At 70.6% G+C, this 19071-nt stretch carries 18 protein-coding genes and 4 tRNA genes; 9 read left to right on the forward strand and 13 right to left on the reverse strand.

The annotated features are described in order from the left end of the window. Nucleotides 1–51 precede the first annotated feature (51 nt). From Dvina_RS43665 to Dvina_RS43680, 4 genes are all read right to left on the reverse strand, one after another. A tRNA-Val gene (locus tag Dvina_RS43665) sits at nucleotides 52–123 on the reverse strand. A gap of 33 nt (nucleotides 124–156) precedes the next feature. Then, nucleotides 157–227 (reverse strand) — tRNA-Cys (locus Dvina_RS43670). Nucleotides 228–242: 15 nt separating this feature from the next. Then, a tRNA-Gly gene (locus tag Dvina_RS43675) sits at nucleotides 243–315 on the reverse strand. Nucleotides 316–426: 111 nt separating this feature from the next. Continuing rightward, on the reverse strand, nucleotides 427–1494 hold the full coding sequence (locus Dvina_RS43680; RefSeq protein WP_223096693.1) for a CapA family protein: 1068 nt from the start codon (nucleotides 1492–1494) through the stop codon (nucleotides 427–429). A gap of 71 nt (nucleotides 1495–1565) precedes the next feature. Here Dvina_RS43680 and Dvina_RS43685 point away from each other — a divergent pair. Further along, a tRNA-Gly gene (locus Dvina_RS43685) sits at nucleotides 1566–1638 on the forward strand. Nucleotide 1639: 1 nt separating this feature from the next. On the opposite strand, the gene Dvina_RS43690 is transcribed toward Dvina_RS43685, so the two are convergent. Genes Dvina_RS43690 through Dvina_RS43700 form a run of 3 tightly spaced genes read right to left on the reverse strand, consistent with a single transcriptional unit; the run spans nucleotide 1640 to nucleotide 4568 of the window. Beyond that, nucleotides 1640–3385, reverse strand: a complete 1746-nt coding sequence (locus Dvina_RS43690; protein WP_246655713.1) for a CehA/McbA family metallohydrolase domain-containing protein — start codon at nucleotides 3383–3385, stop codon at nucleotides 1640–1642. Between the two features lie 21 nt (nucleotides 3386–3406). Then, entirely contained in the window at nucleotides 3407–4147 is a 741-nt protein-coding gene (locus Dvina_RS43695) for a YaaA family protein (RefSeq protein ID WP_223096694.1), read from the reverse strand. 16 nt (nucleotides 4148–4163) lie between these two features. Next, complete coding sequence (locus Dvina_RS43700; protein WP_223096696.1) at nucleotides 4164–4568, reverse strand: GntR family transcriptional regulator; 405 nt, start codon at nucleotides 4566–4568, stop codon at nucleotides 4164–4166. A gap of 252 nt (nucleotides 4569–4820) precedes the next feature. Between Dvina_RS43700 and Dvina_RS54870 the strand changes: the two genes are divergently transcribed. Next, entirely contained in the window at nucleotides 4821–6122 is a 1302-nt protein-coding gene (locus Dvina_RS54870; RefSeq protein WP_246655714.1) for an NAD-dependent epimerase/dehydratase family protein, read from the forward strand. A 502-nt stretch (nucleotides 6123–6624) separates the two neighbouring features. Next, entirely contained in the window at nucleotides 6625–8151 is a 1527-nt protein-coding gene (locus Dvina_RS43710; protein ID WP_223096717.1) for an alpha/beta fold hydrolase, read from the forward strand. Nucleotides 8152–8222: 71 nt separating this feature from the next. On the opposite strand, the gene Dvina_RS43715 is transcribed toward Dvina_RS43710, so the two are convergent. Then, nucleotides 8223–9338 (reverse strand): glycoside hydrolase family 16 protein, encoded by a 1116-nt coding sequence (locus Dvina_RS43715; protein ID WP_223096719.1) that lies wholly within the window; start codon nucleotides 9336–9338, stop codon nucleotides 8223–8225. A gap of 229 nt (nucleotides 9339–9567) precedes the next feature. Beyond that, nucleotides 9568–10455, reverse strand: a complete 888-nt coding sequence (locus Dvina_RS43720; protein WP_223096721.1) for a sigma-70 family RNA polymerase sigma factor — start codon at nucleotides 10453–10455, stop codon at nucleotides 9568–9570. Nucleotides 10456–10646: 191 nt separating this feature from the next. On the opposite strand from Dvina_RS43720, the gene Dvina_RS43725 reads away from it, so the two are divergent. Together Dvina_RS43725 and Dvina_RS43730 are read left to right on the forward strand one after the other, a co-directional pair. After that, complete coding sequence (locus Dvina_RS43725) at nucleotides 10647–12359, forward strand: RecQ family ATP-dependent DNA helicase (RefSeq protein ID WP_223096723.1); 1713 nt, start codon at nucleotides 10647–10649, stop codon at nucleotides 12357–12359. Nucleotides 12360–12367: 8 nt separating this feature from the next. After that, on the forward strand, nucleotides 12368–12784 hold the full coding sequence (locus Dvina_RS43730) for a nitroreductase/quinone reductase family protein (protein ID WP_223096725.1): 417 nt from the start codon (nucleotides 12368–12370) through the stop codon (nucleotides 12782–12784). Here the strand turns inward: Dvina_RS43730 and Dvina_RS43735 are convergent. Beyond that, nucleotides 12771–13109, reverse strand: coding sequence for a DUF6980 family protein (locus Dvina_RS43735; protein WP_223096727.1), 339 nt, complete (start codon nucleotides 13107–13109; stop codon nucleotides 12771–12773). The two genes, Dvina_RS43730 and Dvina_RS43735, sit on opposite strands and share 14 nt — an antisense overlap. A 256-nt stretch (nucleotides 13110–13365) precedes the next feature. Between Dvina_RS43735 and Dvina_RS43740 the strand changes: the two genes are divergently transcribed. Next, on the forward strand, nucleotides 13366–13803 hold the full coding sequence (locus Dvina_RS43740) for a hypothetical protein (protein ID WP_223096738.1): 438 nt from the start codon (nucleotides 13366–13368) through the stop codon (nucleotides 13801–13803). Between the two features lie 44 nt (nucleotides 13804–13847). On the opposite strand, the gene Dvina_RS43745 is transcribed toward Dvina_RS43740, so the two are convergent. Beyond that, nucleotides 13848–14708, reverse strand: a complete 861-nt coding sequence (locus tag Dvina_RS43745) for an ArsR/SmtB family transcription factor (RefSeq protein WP_223096740.1) — start codon at nucleotides 14706–14708, stop codon at nucleotides 13848–13850. A 64-nt stretch (nucleotides 14709–14772) separates the two neighbouring features. On the opposite strand from Dvina_RS43745, the gene Dvina_RS43750 reads away from it, so the two are divergent. After that, nucleotides 14773–15576, forward strand: coding sequence for an isocitrate lyase/PEP mutase family protein (locus Dvina_RS43750; protein ID WP_223096742.1), 804 nt, complete (start codon nucleotides 14773–14775; stop codon nucleotides 15574–15576). Here Dvina_RS43750 and Dvina_RS43755 read toward each other — a convergent pair. After that, nucleotides 15540–16418 carry an SDR family NAD(P)-dependent oxidoreductase gene (locus tag Dvina_RS43755; protein WP_223096744.1) on the reverse strand — a complete coding sequence of 293 codons (879 nt, stop codon included), beginning with the start codon at nucleotides 16416–16418 and terminating at the stop codon, nucleotides 15540–15542. The genes Dvina_RS43750 and Dvina_RS43755 overlap by 37 nt on opposite strands. A 72-nt stretch (nucleotides 16419–16490) precedes the next feature. Here Dvina_RS43755 and Dvina_RS43760 point away from each other — a divergent pair, with 72 nt between their 5' ends. Both Dvina_RS43760 and Dvina_RS43765 read left to right on the forward strand, forming a co-directional pair. Further along, on the forward strand, nucleotides 16491–17402 hold the full coding sequence (locus Dvina_RS43760) for a LysR family transcriptional regulator (RefSeq protein ID WP_246655715.1): 912 nt from the start codon (nucleotides 16491–16493) through the stop codon (nucleotides 17400–17402). A 56-nt stretch (nucleotides 17403–17458) separates the two neighbouring features. After that, nucleotides 17459–17887 (forward strand): hypothetical protein, encoded by a 429-nt coding sequence (locus Dvina_RS43765; protein WP_223096748.1) that lies wholly within the window; start codon nucleotides 17459–17461, stop codon nucleotides 17885–17887. 14 nt (nucleotides 17888–17901) lie between these two features. Here Dvina_RS43765 and Dvina_RS43770 read toward each other — a convergent pair whose 3' ends face one another. Then, entirely contained in the window at nucleotides 17902–19044 is a 1143-nt protein-coding gene (locus tag Dvina_RS43770; RefSeq protein ID WP_223096760.1) for a low temperature requirement protein A, read from the reverse strand. Nucleotides 19045–19071: the final 27 nt, after the last annotated feature.

A 19071-nucleotide genomic window follows, 5' to 3' on the forward strand; every position in this document is an offset into this window, starting at 1 on the left:
AGGCACAAGCAGAGGGCCGGTCGACTGTGTCGACCGGCGCTCTGACCTGCGTGGGCGATACTGGGTTTGAACCAGTGACCTCTTCCGTGTCAAGGAAGCGCGCTCCCACTGCGCCAATCGCCCTTCAAGGTGCCACCGTGGTTATGGTGGTCCTCGAGGTGGGAACGGGATTTGAACCCGTGTACACGGCTTTGCAGGCCGTTGCCTCGCCTCTCGGCCACCCCACCGTGGTGACTTTCCCGAGCGGACGACCGGATTCGAACCGGCGACCCTCACCTTGGCAAGGTGATGCGCTACCAGCTGCGCTACGTCCGCACCGTCACCGCTGTTCCCTGGTGACGGATGCAAACTTTAGCCGACCGTCATCCCCCATGCCAAACCGGTATCCCGCTTCGGCGCGTCGAGGGGGTCCGAGCTGCGGTTTCTCTATGCCGGCGAGGGGGACAGGGCGGCGCAGGTGCGCAACGAGGAGTACCGGCGAGACAGGCTTTGGGCTTTTGCGCCCTCCAGCAGCGTCGGCTGGCCGGTGTCGGAGACGACCGCGGGGAGGAACTCGGCGGCGGTGACCGTGCGGGAGCGGACGGTCAGGCGGAGGATGCCGGTCTCGGTGCTCTTGGAGTCTCCGTACCAGAGGAAGTTGCCCATGCCGTACGCGACGAACGTGTGGCCGATCCAGCCGTTGCCCTGCAGGGTGTGGGCGTGCGCGCCGATGATCACGTCGGCGCCGGCTCGGGACAGTTGGGTGGCGAAGGTCTTCTGCTCCGTGGTCGGGCAGCCGTTGCCCTCCTCGCCCCAGTGGTTGAACACGATCACCAGGTCGGCCTGGGTGCGTGCCGCCGTTACTGCGGCCAGCGCGCGGTTGGTGTCGAAGGCCAGCGCGACGCCCGGTTTGTCGGGGCCGGGGGCCCACGTGGAGGCGAGCTCGTGGACCTGGCTGAAGCCGAGCAGTGCGATCTTCACGCCCTTGACCGTGAGGTTCAGGGGCGCGTAGGCGTCGTCAGTGTTGCGGCCCGCCCCGAAGTACGGATAGTCGGCACTGTGCAGAGCGTCGAGGGTGTCCAGCAGCCCGACGCGGCCGTAGTCGAGCACGTGGTTGTTCGCAATCGTCACGGCATCGATGCCCGCCGCTTGCAAAGCGTCGAGCGCCTTCGGCTCGGTCCGGAAGTGGTACGTCTTGGGCTCCTCCGTCCCGCGTGAAGTAATAGCGGTTTCCAGGTTCACCACGGTGAGATCGGCGTCGCTGAGTGTTGTCGCGATCGGGCCGAACGCGGTGGACGGGTGCTGGAGCAGCGCGGCGGTGCGGTCCGTGAAGTGCACGTCGCCGGCGAACGCCAGGCGGAGCTCGGCGGCCGGCGCGGAAGGCGGCGCCGGAGCCGACGGCGAAAGCGGAGCCGGAGGCGAAAGCGCAGGTGAGGCCGGTGGTGGCGGCGGGGCCGCGGTCGGGCCACCGCAGCTCGCGAGCAGCAGCGGCAGGGCGAGCACGCGCACCTTCACGAACGTCACGCTAACGGGTGACGACCCCCTGGGGCAGACCCGGCGGGTGATGCGCTAGAGTCCTTCGCAGTGCGGACGTAGCGCAGCTGGTAGCGCATCACCTTGCCAAGGTGAGGGTCGCCGGTTCGAATCCGGTCGTCCGCTCTTACAGTTCCAGGTTCCGCAGCCTGACTGCGGGAATAGGCCGCTTCGGCGCCTTTTCCAGCACCCACAATGGGTTGGACACGCCCACCACTTCACCGCCCGCCAGTTTGACCTGGACTCGGACGTAGTGGCCCGGCGACACCGTGACGCTCGACGATTTCGTCGCTTTCTTCGACGGTACCGCCGCCGCTTCATCGGCCACGCCGACAATCACCTCGGCCTTCGCCCCGCTGGGCAGGCCCGTCGCGATCGCGTCGACCTTCACCGCCGTCTTCGACATCAGCACGGCACCCATGTGGGAAACGCCGCCGATGCGAAGGTCCAGGCTCCCGCGGTACCGGGCCAGGTCCGTGAACCACGCGGCGCCCTTCGTCAGCGCGGCCAGCAAATCCGGCTGCGATTTCGAGGTCGCCCAGACATACGTGATGTCGTGCTCCGGCTCCTTCGCCCAGTCCTTGGCGTCATGGTCGTCGCTGCTGCCGACGGCGGTGAAGAACAGCGCATTGCGCGCGGCGACGTCGAGCACCCACATCAGGTCGTCGTACGGTTTCCGGCCGATCTCCACCAGGTCCACGCCGAGGAAGTCCCGTTCGAGCATGAGCCTCACGAGCTCGTCGCGCTTGGCGACGTCCATCGGGTGGTTCCAGCAGACGAGCCCGCCGTGCGACCTGAGATATTTCACCATCGACGCCGTCAGATCGGGACTGTTGTCGCGCACCGGCGGGCTCGGAAACGGCGGGAACTGCAGGTCGCCGCCGAACCAGTTGAGGTGGCGCACCAATGACACCTCGAGCGCCCGGTAATGCGTCAGGCCCGCGCCGTGCCGGGCCGCCGCGGCCGCGATGACCTCGGCCCGCAGCTGCTCACCGGCCTGGCCCGCGCGCCGTTTCCGGTGGAATGTCAGCCGGTCGACGACGAAACCCGCGTTCTGCACACCGATGCGCAGGCCGGTCAGCGCGTTGTCGCCCGCGGCGATGTCGGGCCAGAGCTTGGCGATGTCGTCGAGGAGGACGAACGTGAACTCCTGCCACTGCGCCGGCTTCACCGGCAACTGCACGGTCCCGACGGCGCCGGCCGCCGTGTGCGTCGCGCTTGCGAAGGGCCCGATCTGGTACCGCAGCCGCAGCACCCCTTTGCCGGGATGGTTCGACAGCTGCAGTTCGAAGAGCAGGGAGCCGTCCTTCGGGAGCGTTTCGGGCAGCACGTCGAGCGTCAGTTCGGTGTCGGCGATGCAGGCGTTCATGGTGTTGTTCCCGGATTGCCCGCGGTACCAGAGGATGTCCCGGCTCTTGCCTTTGGCGCGCAGCCGCAGTGCCTTGCCGGTGCCGTCCTGCGGCGAATGCGGCGAGGCCACGAACTCGGCGACGGTGGCGGTGGGTTTGCCCTCGGTCGCCTCCGCCCATTTCCAGGCGAAACCGGCCTCGGGCTCGGCGGCCCCGTCGAAGTGCACCGCCTGCCGGTGCCCGAACGCGGCGATCCGGAAGTCGTGATCGGTCCACCAGATCACGTCGACGCCGTTCTTGCGGGCCTGTTCGAGGTGCGCGGAAAAGCTCGCCAGCCCCTCACTGAACGGCCCGTGAATGTGCATCGCCATGCTGACCGGCTGCGCCGGGCCGGCCGTTCCCCAGTCCTCCGTCGGCGCGGTGGAAGGGGGCAGCACGCCCGCGGTGAGCGCGGCGCCGGCGGTGCTCAGCAGGGCACGTCGAGTCAGTGTGGGGTCCACATTCCCTGACGTTCCCGGATGCACACCCCGCCCGCAGCCGTTTCGCTAAAGGTGCTCCACGTGGATGTCCAGCTGACCCGATCGGGGCTCTTCGACGCGGTACCCGAGCGACTTCAGCGCCTCGGTGAGCTTCGCACTCGTTCTCGGCCGCACGCCCGACGTGAGCAGCGCTCGCACGATCCGCCCTTTGGTCGCCTTGTTGAAGTGACTCACCACTTTGCCGCCGTGGAGCACTTTGACGGTGACCGCATTTGTCGGCGTCCACATGCTCGCGTATGCCGACGAGCGCAGATCGAGCACCAACTCGTCCCCGACGAGCGCATCGAGCGGCTCTTTGAGCGCCCTTTTCCAATGCGCCGCCAGTACCCCCACGGCCGGCAGCTTGACCCCGATCGAGCACCGATAGGGCGGAATCCGATCCCGCAGCCCGACCACGCCCCACAGCCCCGAGAAGATCAGCAGCTCGCGCCCCGCCCGGCTCTTCGCCTTGGCGTCGAGGCTGTCGAGGTCGAGCGCGTCGTAGAGCACTCCCGTGTACACCTTGCCGGCCGTCTGCGTGGCCGCGCTCTCGAGCCGCGCATTCCGCTCGACCTCGGCCCCCTGCCCCGCCCCGAGCCCGAGCGTCTCGATCGCCGCCTCCGGCTCGGCCGCGAGCTTCACCAGATCGTCGATGACCGCCCGGCGGGCCTCGGTGAGCGCGGGCACGGACAGCTTGGCGAGATCCACCGCCGCCCCTCGCCTGGGGGCGTCGGCCTTGCCCTCGGAGGGCGGCAGCAGGATGAACACTCGCGGACAGTACCGCCTAGTCGCCCGCCACCACCTCGACGGCCTCCGCGTTCAACCGCTCCACCCGCCCGTCCCCGCACCTGATCTCGAGGATGGGCACACCGCGATCGAGGCCGAGCTCCTTGCGCTCCTCCTCGCTCGGCATCCGGCCGGTGACCACGCAGCCCTTCTCCAGCACGACAGCGCGCCGCTGCGGGGCGGCCCGAACCGTCGCCGGCCGCCCGCGCCGGGTGGCGATGAGCCCCTCTTCCCGCAGGACGGCCAGCGCCCGGCGGACGGTGACCTGACTGACCTCGAACTCCCGCCCGAGCTCGGCCTCCGGCGGCAACCGGCACCCTCCCCGGTACTCGCCGGCGCCGATGCGCGCACGGAGCCGATCGGCGACGGCGCGGTACCGCACACCCTCCGCCCACCTCTCCACGGCGGCGATTCTAGGGCCAGATGGCCCTATGGCCCTCCTGAACTCGGCCGAGCCCAGCGCCGTGACTGCCGGATGCTGACGGGCACGCCGAGTGGGTTGCCGCGTTGACGGTGGTGTCGCTGCCGGGCGAGCGGCCGCTGATGGTCTCAGGCAGTCACGACGGCATGGTCCGGCTCTGGGACCTCACCGCACTCGAGCAGGTGGGGCTGGTCGAGCTGCCGGGGAGGGTAAGCGCGCTGGCGGAGCTCTCGGGTGGGCGGCTCGCTGTCGGGTACGGGGAGCAGGTTGCCGTTGTGCGGCTGTCGTCCGCTCGAACTCGCCACCTTCGGCATCGCGCTCGACAGCAGCGCCGATGAACCGACCGTCATCGGTACCGAGGACGCCAGCGCACATGCGCGACCACTCGCGAGCGAAGAGCGGCACTATCTCCGATATAGCCAAGCAATCCGCGACGTAGACCACCCTCGCCTGTTCGACAACCGGCTTGCGTGGCGCCTGACCGGTGTCGACTGGGACCAGGCCGATGCGCTGCGGTTCGGCACGTCGACGTACTTCGGCATGGTCGACACCGCCGAGGCGCTCGCGCACGAAATGGCCAGCCAACACGTCACAGGCGCGGCCGGGAACATCTCGCCCGCCTCGTGCCCGCTGCGGCAGGATGTCTCGAACTGGCCTGGCAGCACCGACACACGATCCTCGGGAGGAACTGACGTGCGGGTACTGGTCACCGGTGGTCTCGGCTACCTCGGACATGCGGTCACACTCGAACTCCAGTCCGCAGGCCACGAAGTCACCGTCATGACCCGCGGCCGGGCCGACGCCAAACCACGCGCAGGCGCCGAACTGGTCGAGGGCGACATTCGCGACCGCGAGCGTGTTGCCGACATCGTGAAGACCGGGCACTTCGACGGGGTGTGCCACCTGGCGGCGGTGACGCAGGGACGGGAGTCGTTCGCTGACCCGCTGACGTACTGGGACGTCAACACCGGCGGCACGCTCAACCTGTTGCTGGCGCTTGATGCGGTCAAGCACGAACGAGCGCCGATCCGGCTCGTCAACGCCTCGTCGCACGTCGTCTACGGCGCTGAGTACCAAGAGACGTTGACGGAGGATCTCCCTGCGCGGCCAAACAGCCCATACAGCGCGTCCAAAGCAGCGGCCGAGGATCTCGTCCGGGCCTACGCCTCCACGGGCGCCATCGGCGCCATAACCCTGCGGTGCTTCAACCTGGCCGGCGCAGTCGGCGGCCTCGGCGACACCGACACCGCCCGCATCATCCCAAACGTCTTTCGGGCGATCACGGGACAGCTTGACCACCTCACGATCAACGGCCCCGGTTCTGCGGTGCGCGACTTTGTACACGTTCGGGATGCTGCCTCGGCCGTGCTGAGCGCGCTCAACGCTGCGCAGATCGGTGAATGCCGGACATACAACATCGCCAGCGGACAGGGAGTAAGCGTCGCCGAGATCATCAAAGCCGCCGAGGCAGCGAGTGGCCGGGCGGTGCCGGTGCAGCACAACCCGCCGCATCTGGTCCAGCACACGCACCGGTGAGCCGGGGCTCACGTCCCGCCGAGTGTCGAGGCCGACTCCCACAGCTCCGTCAGATCACGCAGCAGCGTCGCGACCACGGTTGCGGTCGCTGGAGTGCCGGCCATGGATCGCCGAGCATTGGTACCGGCCGTGGCGCCAGGCGCGCCTTCTGCGGATACCGCCCGGTGGCCGCCGGTTGTAACAGCCACATCGCGAACCCCGCTGCGCCGCTGGTGCGCAGCCGGCTCGCCGCCGTCCAGTGCCGCGAACCCCGGCTCGTTGAGCGTGGCGGTCGGGCCGTACAAGGCGACGAGCACCGGCGGCACCCTGACCATCAACGCCGAGGGCGATGGCTTCGCGACGCCTCACCACGGCCGTCGCCGCCGGCACGACTCTCCATGTCAGCACTGCCGACGGCGCCGATGAGCGCCGGCGGCTCCGTTGCAACTCGGCACGGCGCGGTAGGCAACCTTTTTGGCCGCGTTTACGTGATAGGTGCATGAGATATCCGCGAATCGCATCTGTGGGCATTTTCGCCACGGTCGCGCTGGTGCTGCTCAGCGGCGGGGGCGCGGCGGCGTCCCCGGCCACCGCGTCGCCGCCGGGTGGGCTGCCGGGCGTCGCCGTGCCGGTCCTGAGCTGGGCCGACTGCGGCGACGGGGTGTACCAGTGCAGCTCCGCCAAGGTGCCGCTGGACTATCATCGGCCGGCTGGGGCGAGCGTGACGCTGCAGTTGCGGCGCTGGGTCGCCGCCGACCCGGCGCACCGGATCGGCACGCTGTTCCTCTACGCCGGTGGGCCCGGGAGCTCCGGGTACGACTGGGTCTCGTCCTTCGCCAGCTCGTCGCCTCAGGAGATCCGCGACAAGTTCGACATCGTCGGGTACGACCCGCGCGGTGTGCAGCGCAGCCAACCGGTGAGCTGCCTCGACGGGGACGACTACGCGGCGCAGTGGGCGCAGGTCTCGACCCGGCCGGTGCCGGGCGCGTTCGGCACCGCGCTGCGGCTGGCCGGGCAGTGGGACGCCGCCTGTCGGGCCAACTCGGCCGCGCTGCTGCCGTTCATCGGTACCGAGGCGCAGGCCCGCGACCTCGACGTGCTGCGGGCTGCGGTCGGCGACCAGAAGCTGACCTACTTCGGCGAGTCGTACGCGACCTATGTCGGCACGGTGTACGCGAACCTGTTCCCGCAGCGGACCCGCGCGCTGATCCTGGACGCGGGCTACGACCCGCAGAAGTACTCAAACGACCCCTACGCCTACGACTACGGCCAGTACGCGGCGACCGAGTCGGCGATGTACCGGTTCCTGGACTGGTGCGCGGCCAACCCGGCCCAGTGTCCGTTCGCGGCCGGCACGCCGGCACCGACCGCCGCCGTCCTGGCCACGAAGATCCACGCCATCCTCGACTCGCTTGACGCGAACCCGGTGCTCGACGCCGACGGCCGGGTCAGCGTGAACGGCGCCACCATGCTGTCGGAGCTGACGTTCCGGCTCAACAGCGGCACCCGGCGCTGGGTGGCGCTGGGCACCGCGCTGCACGACGCGGAGTCCCGCACCGGCCCGCTGATGTACTCGATCGGCGACGGCGACGCGAGCTTCAACGCGGTGAACGTCTCGGTGGAGTGCGCCGACCGGGGCTACCCCCGGGATCTCGGCCAGTTGCGGACCCGGCTGGCCAAGGCGGCGGCGGACTTCCCGCTCACCGCGCCGGGCATGGCCTACGGCCCGCCGGCCTACGACCAGACCCACGCCCCGGCCTGCGTGCAGTGGCCGGCCGCGCGGCTCAGCCGCTACACCGGCCCGTACACCGCGCACGGCTCGGCCCCGATCCTGGTCTTCGGCAACACCGGCGACCCGGACACGCCCTACGCCGACTCGGTCGTGCTGGCCGACACCCTGGAGCAGGGCCACCTGGTCACGTGGCAGGGTGAGGGACACACGGCGCGCCGCAAGAGCGCCTGCACCGAGACCTACATGTACGACTACCTGCTGAACCTGGCGGTGCCGGCCGACGGCACGGTCTGCACCGACGCGCCGATCCCGGCCTGACCCAGGGGGTCCTGCCCGCCCACGCATCGGCGGGCAGGACCCGGCTCAAGACCGCGTATGGTGTCGCGGCGTCAGGCGGTGGTCTGCTGGAACACCCGGATGTAGTCGACCTCCAGTTGGCGGGTCAGGGTGGGGTCGGTCAGGCCCACGTTCCACCGGCGCTGCCAGTTGTTGTCGACCATCATGTGCAGGATCAGCTGCATCGGGCCCTTTTCGATGACCGAGGCGTTGGTGAAGCGGGCGCACTCGACGCCGTCGATGTACCAGGCGATGTGGTCGGGCTCCCAGTCGACGCCCATGCGGACGAAGTCCTTCGAGTAGTCCTTCGACGCGCACTTGCCGTTGTTGTGTTTGCCGCTGTTCGCCGCGAAATTGTCCTCGCGGTTGTTGTAGTGGTACGTCATGTACATCGTGGACGGGTCGTCACCCAATTCTTCCAGGATGTCCAACTCTGTCTTGTAGTTGTACGACGTATCCGTCGGCAGCATCCAGAAGGCGGTGAAGAAGCCCTGGGTCGCCGGGAACTTGAAGCGGGACTCGACGTATCCGTAGGTGAATGCGTACAGATACTTGGTGCCCGCGTTCGCGTTGGGGCGGGCGGTCGAGAGCAGGCCGGCCTTGTAGGTGCAGGCGCCGTTCTGGCAGGCGCTCGTCTTGTACGCCGGGCTCAGCGGGGCGGCGATCAGCTTCGCGGTGCCGCCGGAGACGACGACCTGGCTGGGCTGGTAGTGCTCGCGGCCGTCGTTGAACGTCGAGGTGCAGTCGCCGGTGTTCCAGTCGAAGCACGGGCTGAGCTTCGAGGTGTTCAGGGACGTGCCGTCGAACTCCTCGCTGAAGCTCGTCGTCCACTTCTTGCCCGCGGCCGCGGTGATGGGCGGGGCGCCGGGGCCGGTGTTGGTGTTGCTGCCGCCCTTGGTCGCGGTGGCGCCGGGCTTGCCCGAGGCGGAGGTGGAAGCGGAGGTGGAGGGGCCGGCGCCGAGGCCGGAGAGCCCCTCGGGGTCGGCCGCGGCGGCCCCGGAAGGCGCGCTCGAGGCCCCCAGAGCCGTGTCGATGGAGACCGGCTTGTCCGGCCCGCCACCCATGAAGGCGACAGCGCCGGCGGCGCCGGCCACCACCAGGACGGCGGCGGCCGCGGCGACGATGACCGCCAGCCGGCGGCCGCCACGGCGTGGGGCCGCGGTCGGCATATGATCGCTTTCGCCGTGTTCCGGTTTGTCGAATTCCGCCGGATCAAAACGCATTGCCCGCCCAATCGGTGTCGCGTTGCACGTTCGGATAACGTGCCGGACCAATTGCCGCGGCAACACTAGCACCGCCGGGTGGACACAATCGGACGGTGATCATTAATTCACGATTAGCTTCGCAGCGTACGGGCCGCCCAAAAAGATGGGCGACCCGCGGCTGCTGCACAAGCAATCAAGCGTGGCGGCCGGTCTGGTTGAACGGCATGCCGTGATGGTTCGTCTGGGCCAGACGGCTGTTGAGATTGCCGGCACTGGCGATCTTGTCGTGATACGCCTCGCGGCGGCGGGCCACACAGCCCGTGGGCTTGTCGCTGGCCGACACCAGGTCGGGGTCGAGGTGGGTGTTGAGGCCGTCGCGCAGGAGCATGAGCGCCTCGGCGCGCAGCTGGGAGACCCGCGACTCGGTCACGCCGAGCTCGTGGGCGATCTCCATCATCGGGCGCTCCTGGAAGAAGTACCCCTTCACGACCTTCCCGAGGCGCTCCGGCAGCGCCTCCACGGCGTTGTGCAGGTAGCCGATGCGCTCCCGGTGCAGGATCAGGTCCTCGGGCCCGGCCGCCCGCTCCGGGACCATGTCCTCCGCACTGCCGGCGGCGAAGCCCTGCAGCGACAGCACGGCCGCCCGCTGGACGTCGTCGTCGATGGCCTGCAGCTCGTCGACGCTTACCCCGAGCGCCTCCGCGAGCTCGGCGTTCGTCGGGGTGCGGCCGAGGGCCGCGGTGAGCTCCTGTTGCATCCCGTCGACCTGCCGGGCCCTGGCCCGCACCGACCGGCTCGCCCAGTCCAGCCCGCGCAGCTCGTCCAGGATCGCGCCCCGGATGCGGGTGGTGGCGAAGCTGCCGAACGGAATGCCCCGGCTCGGGTCGAACGCCTTCGCGGCGCCGGCCAGAGCCGCCATCCCGGCCGAGACCAGGTCTTCGCGGCTGACGTGGGCCGGCAGGCGGCCGAGCGTCTGGCGCACCAGATGCCCGACGAGCGGCAGATGCTCGCGGATCAGATCCTCGAGCTCCCGGCCTTCCAACTGGACCTTGAGCGTGGCACCCTCAAGGGTCGTTGTCATCGGTTCCCCCTCGTGTCCGGGTGGACCCCGTGCAGGCGGTCCACCTGCTGACACGAAGAACTTTCGACTACGAAGGGTGCTTACGCCGTCACTTTCGGGTGCATCTCGGTTGCTGAACGGTGAGAGTCCTCAAGGCTCGGCGTGTCGCGTAGCGCGCCGAAGCATTCGAACACCGGTACAGTCCCGACTCGATGAATCTTGTGCCCGCGCCGACCCGCCTGCGCCGCGCCGCCCGCCGTGACTTCGGCTGGGAAACGCTCCGCCCGGGACAGCTCCCGCCGATGCGCGCCCTGCTCAAGCAGCGTGACGTCCTGGTGGTGTTACCCACCGGCGGCGGCAAATCCGCGATCTACCAGGTGCCGGCGACCCTGATCAACGGGCCGGCCATAGTCATCTCACCACTCCTGGCGCTCCAGCAGGACCAGATCGCCGGGCTCAACCGCCGCCGGGCCGGCCAGGCCGTGCGGATCAGCTCCGCCGAGACGCCCGCGCAGCAGCGCAAGGCCCTCGAGGCGCTGCAGGCGGGGACCGCGCGGTTCCTGTTCATCACGCCGGAGCAGCTGGGCAACCCGGAGCGCCTCGCCGAGGTCCGCGCGCTGCGGCCCGGCCTGGTCGCCGTCGACGAGGCGCACTGCGTGTCCGCCTGGGGGTACGACTTCCGGCCGGATTATCTGCAGTTGGGCCATCTGATCCGGGAGCTCGGCCGGCCGCCGATCGTCGCGCTGACGGCCACGGCGTCGCCGCCCGTGCGGGCCGACATCAGCGCCGCGCTCGGCCTGCGCGACCCGTTCGTCCTGGTCGCCGGGCTGGACCGGGCCAATCTGGAGCTCGGTGCCGTGCACTGCACGAGCGAGGAGCAGCGCTGGCAGCGCCTCTTCGCGCAGATACAGCAGGAGCAGAACCCCGGCATCGTGTACTCGCCCACCCGCGCGATCGCCGAGCAGTACGCGCAGCGCCTGGTCGAGAAGGGCATCCCCGCCGTCGCCTTCCACGCGGGACTGGCCGCGGGCGAGCGCAGCCGGCGCTACGAGGACTTCATGGCCGATCGGACCCCGGTCATGGTGGCCACGAGCGCGTTCGGCATGGGCGTCGACAAGCCCAACATCCGCTGGGTCCACCACGTCGCGCTGCCCGACTCCCCCGACAGCTACCTGCAGGAGATCGGGCGCGCCGGGCGCGACGGGTCCCCGGCCCGCACCATCCTGTTCTTCCGGCCCGAGGACGTGGCCCTGCAGCGGTTCTTCGCCACCGGCGCGCCCGACGCCAAGGAGCTCACCCAGCTCGCCGCGGCGCTGCGCGAGGGGCCGACGACCCGCACCGGACTGGCCACCCGCAGCGGGCTGGCGGCCCGGCGGATCACCTCGCTGCTGAGCCTCCTGGAGCAGGTCGGCGCGGTCGAGGTCGGGGCCGGCAACAAGCTGACCGCGCCCCGCTACGCCCCGGCCCCCGCCGAGGCCGCCCGGCTCGCGCTGGCCCAGTTCGAGCGCCACCAGACGCTGCGCCGATCGCGGATCGACATGATGCGGCAGTACGCCGAGAGCGCGAACTGTCGCGGCCGGTCCCTCCTGGCCTACTTCGGTGAGCAGGCCGAGCAGCCGTGCGGACACTGTGACAACTGCGCCAACGGCAGTGTCGTGGTCGATCCGGTGGTGCCGCGCCTCAAGTGGTACCACCGGATCTTGCGCAGGAAGAACACACCGCTCGTGCCCGCACCGGAGATCCGCAAGACGGAGGACCACGACCGGCCCTTCCCGGTGTCGAGCGAGGTGCGGCACACCGCCTGGGGCACCGGCACGGTGATGGCCTACGAGCAGGACCGCGTCGTCGTACTGTTCGAGCAGGTCGGGTACAAGACGCTGAGCGTGCCGATCGTCAAGAAGTCGAAACTCCTCGAACCGGTGTAGGGGGCGTCATGGCGCAGATTCCCGCGGACCTCAATGCCGCGAACGCGAAGACGATCGCGGAGTTCCGCGCGAACGGCCGCAGGCTCGAGGGACGGCCGCTGCTGCTCCTCACGACGAAGGGGCGCCACAGCGGCCGGCATTACACGAACCCGATGATGTACGTCCGCCTCGACGACCGGCTGCTCGTGGTCGCCTCCGCGGCCGGGGCCGAGCGCGACCCCGACTGGCTGCGCAACCTGAGCGCCGACCCGGCCGTCACCGTCGAGATCGACGGGGAGGAGTATCCGGCCACCGCCCGCCCGACGACCGGCTCCGACCGCGACGGGCTGTTCGAGCGCATCGCCGCGCAGTACCCGTTCTTCGCCGACCACCAGGCCGGCATCGAGCGGCGCATCCCCGTCGTCGAGCTGGTCAGGCGGGACTGATCACGCGCTCGGGCTCGACGAACTCGCGCGCCGCGCCGTCCGCCTCGCCCTTGTGCCACCAGGCGTCGGTCTGGAACTCCTCGGGCAGTTCGTCCTCCCAGGGGTCCAGGCCGAGCCGGTCCATCTCGTCGAACCACGCGTCCCGCCGCGACTCGGGCAGGCGGGCCCCGCACCAGGGGCAATACCCGATCACGACCATCGACGTGCCGCCGTCGCGGATCGGCAGGCCGTATTCGTCGAACCGCGGCATGTAGACGACCACCACGTCCGGGTCGTCCCACGGGTCCAGGTCGTCGTCCGGCTCTCGTTCCAGTTGCGCGCGCATTCCGTCGCAGCAGTGTCGTAGCACCGCAGGAGTATGCACCGGCCCCGGGCCCGCGACGAAAACTGGCTGATCAGCTGTCATGTGGGGGATAGTTCGGGCCGCCACCGCCGGGCTACGCTCCCCGCCAGCAGCGCAGACAACGCGTCAGGCCCCTGGCACGTTTCCGGGATTCCGAGCACTCGGCCCCCGCCTAACGTGAATCTCGTAAGGCCGGGCACCACATAGACCTCGCACACCACCCCTGAAAGGGCACACCATGAGCGACTACGAGACCGGCGACACCGGCGACACTGGCCACGACGTGGACTACGGCCAGTACGAGGCCGGCCAGGAGAGCACCCAGCTCGACCAGCTCCACCAGGCCGGCGGCTCCGAGGCCGACGCGCAGTCGCAGTTCGGGGTCTACGAGAACGACCACCACGCGCAGGAGTCGACCGACTTCTCGCAGGGTCACCACGTCGAGTACGACCAGCCGGCCGCCGTGCACTATGAGTCGGACGACTACACCAACTACAGCCACGACGCGTCCGTCGACGACCACGTCTTCGCCGCCGAGGGCAGCGAGTCCTCGCACCAGGCCGAGTTCAACGAGCTCGACGCGCTGGAGCAGAAGTTCGACGCCGCGTTCGCGCAGGGCACCGAGCTGCACACCGAGGGCGGCGGCCAGGCCGAGCTCGGTCAGGCCAGCAACTAGTCACGACCACGCCAGGTCGACACCTGGTTGACACCGGCCGGCGCCTACCTTGGTGGGCGTCGGCCGTTGGCGTTGAGCAGGACCTCGGCGGCCGCCGTCCGGACGTTCAGGACGCTGCGACCCGCGCGGTGCGCGCGGACCAGCCCGGCCGCACGGAGGACCGCGAGATGCTGCGAGACACCACCCGGCGTGAGCCCGGTCCGATCGGCCAGGTCCGTGGTCGAGGCCGGTGCGGCCAGCTCGGTCAGGAGCCGGGCGCGGGCCCGCCCGACGAGTGCGCCGAGCGCGTCGACATCGGGGGCCGGCGTCGACTCCCAGAGCGTCCCGATCCCCCGCGCCGGGTAGGCCAGCTGAGCCTCCACGTCGAAGACCGTCAGCACCGTCGGCCAGACGAACACCGAGGGGATCAGCACCAGGTCGCCGCCGTCGGCCACGTCGGGCGCCGTGCACCAGCGGTGCAGGACCGACAGCGTGCCGTCGGCGAAGGACACGTTGGCGTGCAGGTCGTTGAGCAGGCCGCCCACCCCGTCGGCGGCAAGCGTCCGCGACCGCGCGTGCACGTCGGCCTCCAGCAGCGCCCGGATCCGCGGCCAGTGCGGGGCGAGGGCGACCGCGAAGTACTCCCGCAGCCCCGCGGCCACCGGCGCCGGCAGCAGCGCCAGCTCCTCGTCGAGCTCCGGAAACGGCCCCGGCGGCTTCGGCGTCAGGAAGTCGGGGATGGCGGCCGGAAACGGCGGCACGTCGATCGGCGGTGTCACGTGCCGCAGCCCGGCCGCCCACGGCAGATGGATGGCGTGCGCACCGGGGTCGCGGAGCACGCGCAGGCTCGCGATCGTCTCCCACAGCGGCGACACCGCGAACCGGATGCGCGCGACCGCGGACGCGGACAGACCGATCGACACCACGCTACAAATTTAGCCCTCGCTGAAACGTTGGGACGGTCCCCCGGATGGCGGAAGGATGACCGGCATGACTGACCGCGCCGCCCGTTTCCATGCCCTGCACACCGCCGGCCAACCCCTGGTGCTCGCCAATGCCTGGGACCCCGCCTCCGCCCGCATTATCGCGGCCACCGGCGCACCGGCGCTCGCGACCACCTCCGCCGGCGTGGCCTGGGCCCTCGGCGCACCCGACGGCGACGTCCTCGACCGCGACCGCGCGCTCGAGCACCTGGCCCGCATCGTCCGCGCCGTCCCGGACGAGCTGCCCGTGACCGCCGACATCGAGTCGGGCTTCGGCGCCACCCCGGCCGACGTGGCCGAGACGATCCGCGGCGTGGTCGCGGCCGGCGCCGTCGGCGTCAACATCGAGGACAGCGCCCAGGTCGGGGACGGCGTCGGCCTGCGCGACGTCGCCGACCAGCAGGAGCGGATCGCCGCGGCCCGGGCCGCCGCCCCCGACCTGTACATCAACCTGCGGATCGACACCTACTTCCGCGGGAAGCCGGAGGAGACGGTGGCGCGGGCCGAGGCGTACCTGGCCGCGGGCGCCTCCGGAATCTTCGTGCCCGGGGTCGCCGACGCCGACACGATCGCGTCACTGGCCAAGGCGATCGCCGCGCCGCTCAACGTGCTGGTGCAGCCGGGCACGCCGTCAGTGGCCGAGCTCGCCGCGCTCGGCGTGGCCCGGGTGAGCCTCGGGTCCTGGATCGCCCAGGCCGCCTACGCGGTGGCCCGCCGGGCCGCGACCGAGGCATACACCACGGGCACCTACACGGCCCTCGCCGAGGGCGACGCCTACGACTTCGGGGAGCTCAACTCGCTGCTGTCGTAGTCCGTCCAGCGGCTGAGCGACTCCCACTTCGCCAGTTCGTCCTGCAGCCAGGTGTGGTGGGCGCGGATCGCGTCCACCGCATCGGAGCCCAGGGCCAGGCGCAGCGGCGCGTCGGGCGCGTCGAGCAGCGTCAGAATCGCCTGGGCCGCCTTCGCCGGGTCGCCGGGCTGGCTGCCGTCCATCGACTCGACGGCGGCCCGGGTCGCGGCGGTCGTCTCCGCGTAGGCGGGCAGGCGCGGCGACCGGTGCAGGCCCGCGCCGCCGAACCCGGTGCGGAAGGCACCCGGCTCGATGATGTGCACGCGGATGCCGAGCGCGGCGACCTCGGCGTAGAGGGCCTCGGAGATGGCCTCGAGCGCGAACTTCGCCGCGCAGTACGCCCCGAAGGCCGGCATCGTCAGCTGCCCGCCCATCGACGAGATCTGCACGATCGTGCCCCGGCGCGCCCGGCCGGCCGCGTCCGTGCCGACGGAGCCCGGGTCGCCCGGCTGTCGGGCCCGCATGTGCGGCAGGACGGCGCGGGTCAGCGACACCGCGCCGAAGAACATGACGTCCATGAGGGCCCGCAGGTGCTCGGGCTCGATCTCCTCGACGGCGCCCACCGACCCGTGGCCGGCGTTGTTCACGAGCACGTCGATCGCGCCGAACCGGTCGAGCGTCTGCGCGACCGCGGCGGTGATCGAGGACTCGTCGGTGACGTCGAGGCGGGTCCGGTCGGGGAACTCGGTAAGCCGCTCGGGGTCGCGCGCGGTCGCCATGACCCGGTCGCCCGCGGCCAGGGCGGCCCGGGCCAGCTCCGCCCCGAACCCGGAGGAGCAGCCGGTGATCAGCCAGTTTCGCATGATCCCGAGTCTTGCCCGGGCCGACCGGGCGCGGCCAACACACGCTCCCGGATGCGGTTACAGTCGGAGCCTGTGAGCTCCTCGGCGGGACGACCGGAACTGCGGCAGCTCGTGTACTTCGTGACGGTCGCCGACCACCTGAGCTTCACGACCGCGGCGCGGGAACTGCACCTCGCGCAGCAGTCGCTCTCCCAGCAGATCGCCGCCCTGGAGCGGACCGTCGGCGCCCGGCTGCTCGACCGGGACACCCGCGGCACCCGGCTCACCGAGCCCGGCCGGCTCTTCCTGGCCGAGGCCCGCGCGGTCCTCGACGCCGCCGACCGCGCGGTCGCCGTGGCCCGCCGGGCCGCCGCCGGCGAGGTGGGCCGGCTGCGGCTGGGGTTCCTGGCCTCGGTCGCCAACTACATGCTGCCGATCGTCGTGCGGACCTGCCGCGAGCGCCTGCCCGGCGTCGAGGTCACCACCGCCGACGTGGCCATCGAGCCGCTCGTCGCCGGCCTGCGTGACGGCTCGTTCGACCTGGCGTTCACCCGGCCGCCGCTCGTGCCGGACCTGGCCGTGCGGGCGCTGGCCCGGGAGCCGGTGTGCGCCGTGCTGCCGGCCGGGCACCGCCTGGCCGGGCGGGCCGAGGTTGCGCTGGCCGACCTGGCCGCGGACCCGTGGGTGCTGACCCCGCGCGCATCCTGGCCGCCGTGGCACGAGCAGTATGACCGGGACTTCGCCGCCGCCGGGTTCGCGCCCTCGGTGGTGCAGCGGGCGGGGACGGTACCCAACCTGCTCGGCCTGGTCGCCGCGGGCGTCGGCGTGACCAGGCTGGCCGCCTCGGCCCGCACCCTGCGCGACACGGGCGTCGTGTTCGTCCCGATCGCAGGCGCCGAGGCGCTGACCGTGGCCGCCTGGCACCGCCTCTCCCCCGCCGCGGAACGCCTGGTCGGACTGCTCGCCGACCTGGCCGGAACGACGGATTTCACTACGGCCGGTTAGCTTTTCGGTGCGTTCGGGGGTGGTCCGCCCGCGCGACCGCGGGCGACAATCCACGGGTGACACTGCCCGTGCCGTACAGCGGAAGCCCGATCTACAACGGCCCCGAGGTACAGATCGGCGACGTCCGTGTCGACGGCGTCGCGATCTACACCCCGGTCGGCGTCTGGCCGATCCGCGGCAGCCGCTGGATGATCATCTCCCAGCCGATCCCCATCACGACCACCGCCGGCTGGGGCATCGGCCTGGCCGTCACATGCGCCGTGATCGCTGTCGTGTTCTCGATCTTCACCTGCGGCCTGAGCCTCTTCCTGCTCCTGGGCCTGCTCTTCCTGACCGCCCGCACCACGGCGATGTCCGGCCCGCTCGTCGTCTCGATCCAGTCGGGGCCGTACCACTACATGGCCCAGGAGCTTGTCTACTCGCCCCTCCACGCCGCCCAGGCCATCCAGCGCGTGAACTTCGCCCAGGCCCTCGCCGCCCGGTAGCACCGGCCGCGGACTCAGCGGCCGAAGTCGTGGATTCTCGTGTTGTTCGTGGCGCGGACCGTGCGCAGGTCCCGGGTGATCGCCATGGCCACCATGACCAGGAGGACGGCGGCCAGCTGGGCCACGGCCAGCCAGCGGCCCAAGGGGATCACGGCCAGGACCGCCACGGCGGCGACCAGGCGATACCGCGCACCCGGGACGCCCATGAGGCGCAGGAACCAGGCGTGGCCCAGCAGGAAGACGGCCACGCCGGCGCTCAGGCAGACGGCGCTCGACAGGTGCATCGGCTCCAGGGCGTGCGCGACCGAGAGCTCGACGCCGACAGCCGTGCCCACGATGCCGGCCAGCAGGACGACGTGGGCGTAACCGTAGGCGAAGACGGCCAGGCGGGCCTTGCGGGCGGGGTCCTGGACGGCGTGCAGGGCGTGCTCGGCGCGGGACTCGTCGCCGGAGAAGTAGGTCCAGTACAGGTAGTAGGCGATGGCGAGGCCCAGGATGGCCACGGCCAGGGTGCCGGCGTCCAGTTCGGTGTCGCGGAAGGCCAGGCCGATGGCGACCACCGACTCGCCGATGGCGACGATGACGACAAGGCCGTGGCGCTCGGCGAAGTGCCCGGCGTTGATGGTCCAGACGCCCATCCGCTGCAGGTACGGGGCGATGATGATCACGAGCAGGGCGGCCGACCACAGCCCGACGCGCCAGAAACCGTCGACGAAGCCGCCGATCAGGACGGCGACCGCCGTCACGCCGTTGAGCGGGGCCAGGTTCGTGATGGCCCGGACGATCGAGACGTTGTCGTCGGCGTGCAGGAACAGCACGCTGTGCACGACCGTGACGATCAGGTAGCCGACGCCGAAGGCCCAGCCGTTGCCGTCGAACGCCTCCGGGATGGCCAGCGAGATGACCAAGAAGCCGATCATGCCGGTCAGTAGCAGCGTGCGGCGCAGCGTGCTGCTGGGCGCGACGGCGTTCGTCAGCCAGTTGTAGCCCGCGTACATCCACCAGATCAGCCCGAGCATGAGCGCGACCTGGCCGGTGTGGGCCCAGTCGACGTGATGGACCAGGACCGAGGCGAGCTGGGTCACGGTGAACACGAAGACCAGATCGAAGAAGAGCTCGATCGTCGACACCCTGGGGCCGCGTACCTCGGCAGTCACAAGCGAACACAGTAGCGGTACCCACCG

The organism is Dactylosporangium vinaceum (genome assembly GCF_019904175.1).
GTDB lineage: Bacteria > Actinomycetota > Actinomycetes > Mycobacteriales > Micromonosporaceae > Dactylosporangium > Dactylosporangium vinaceum.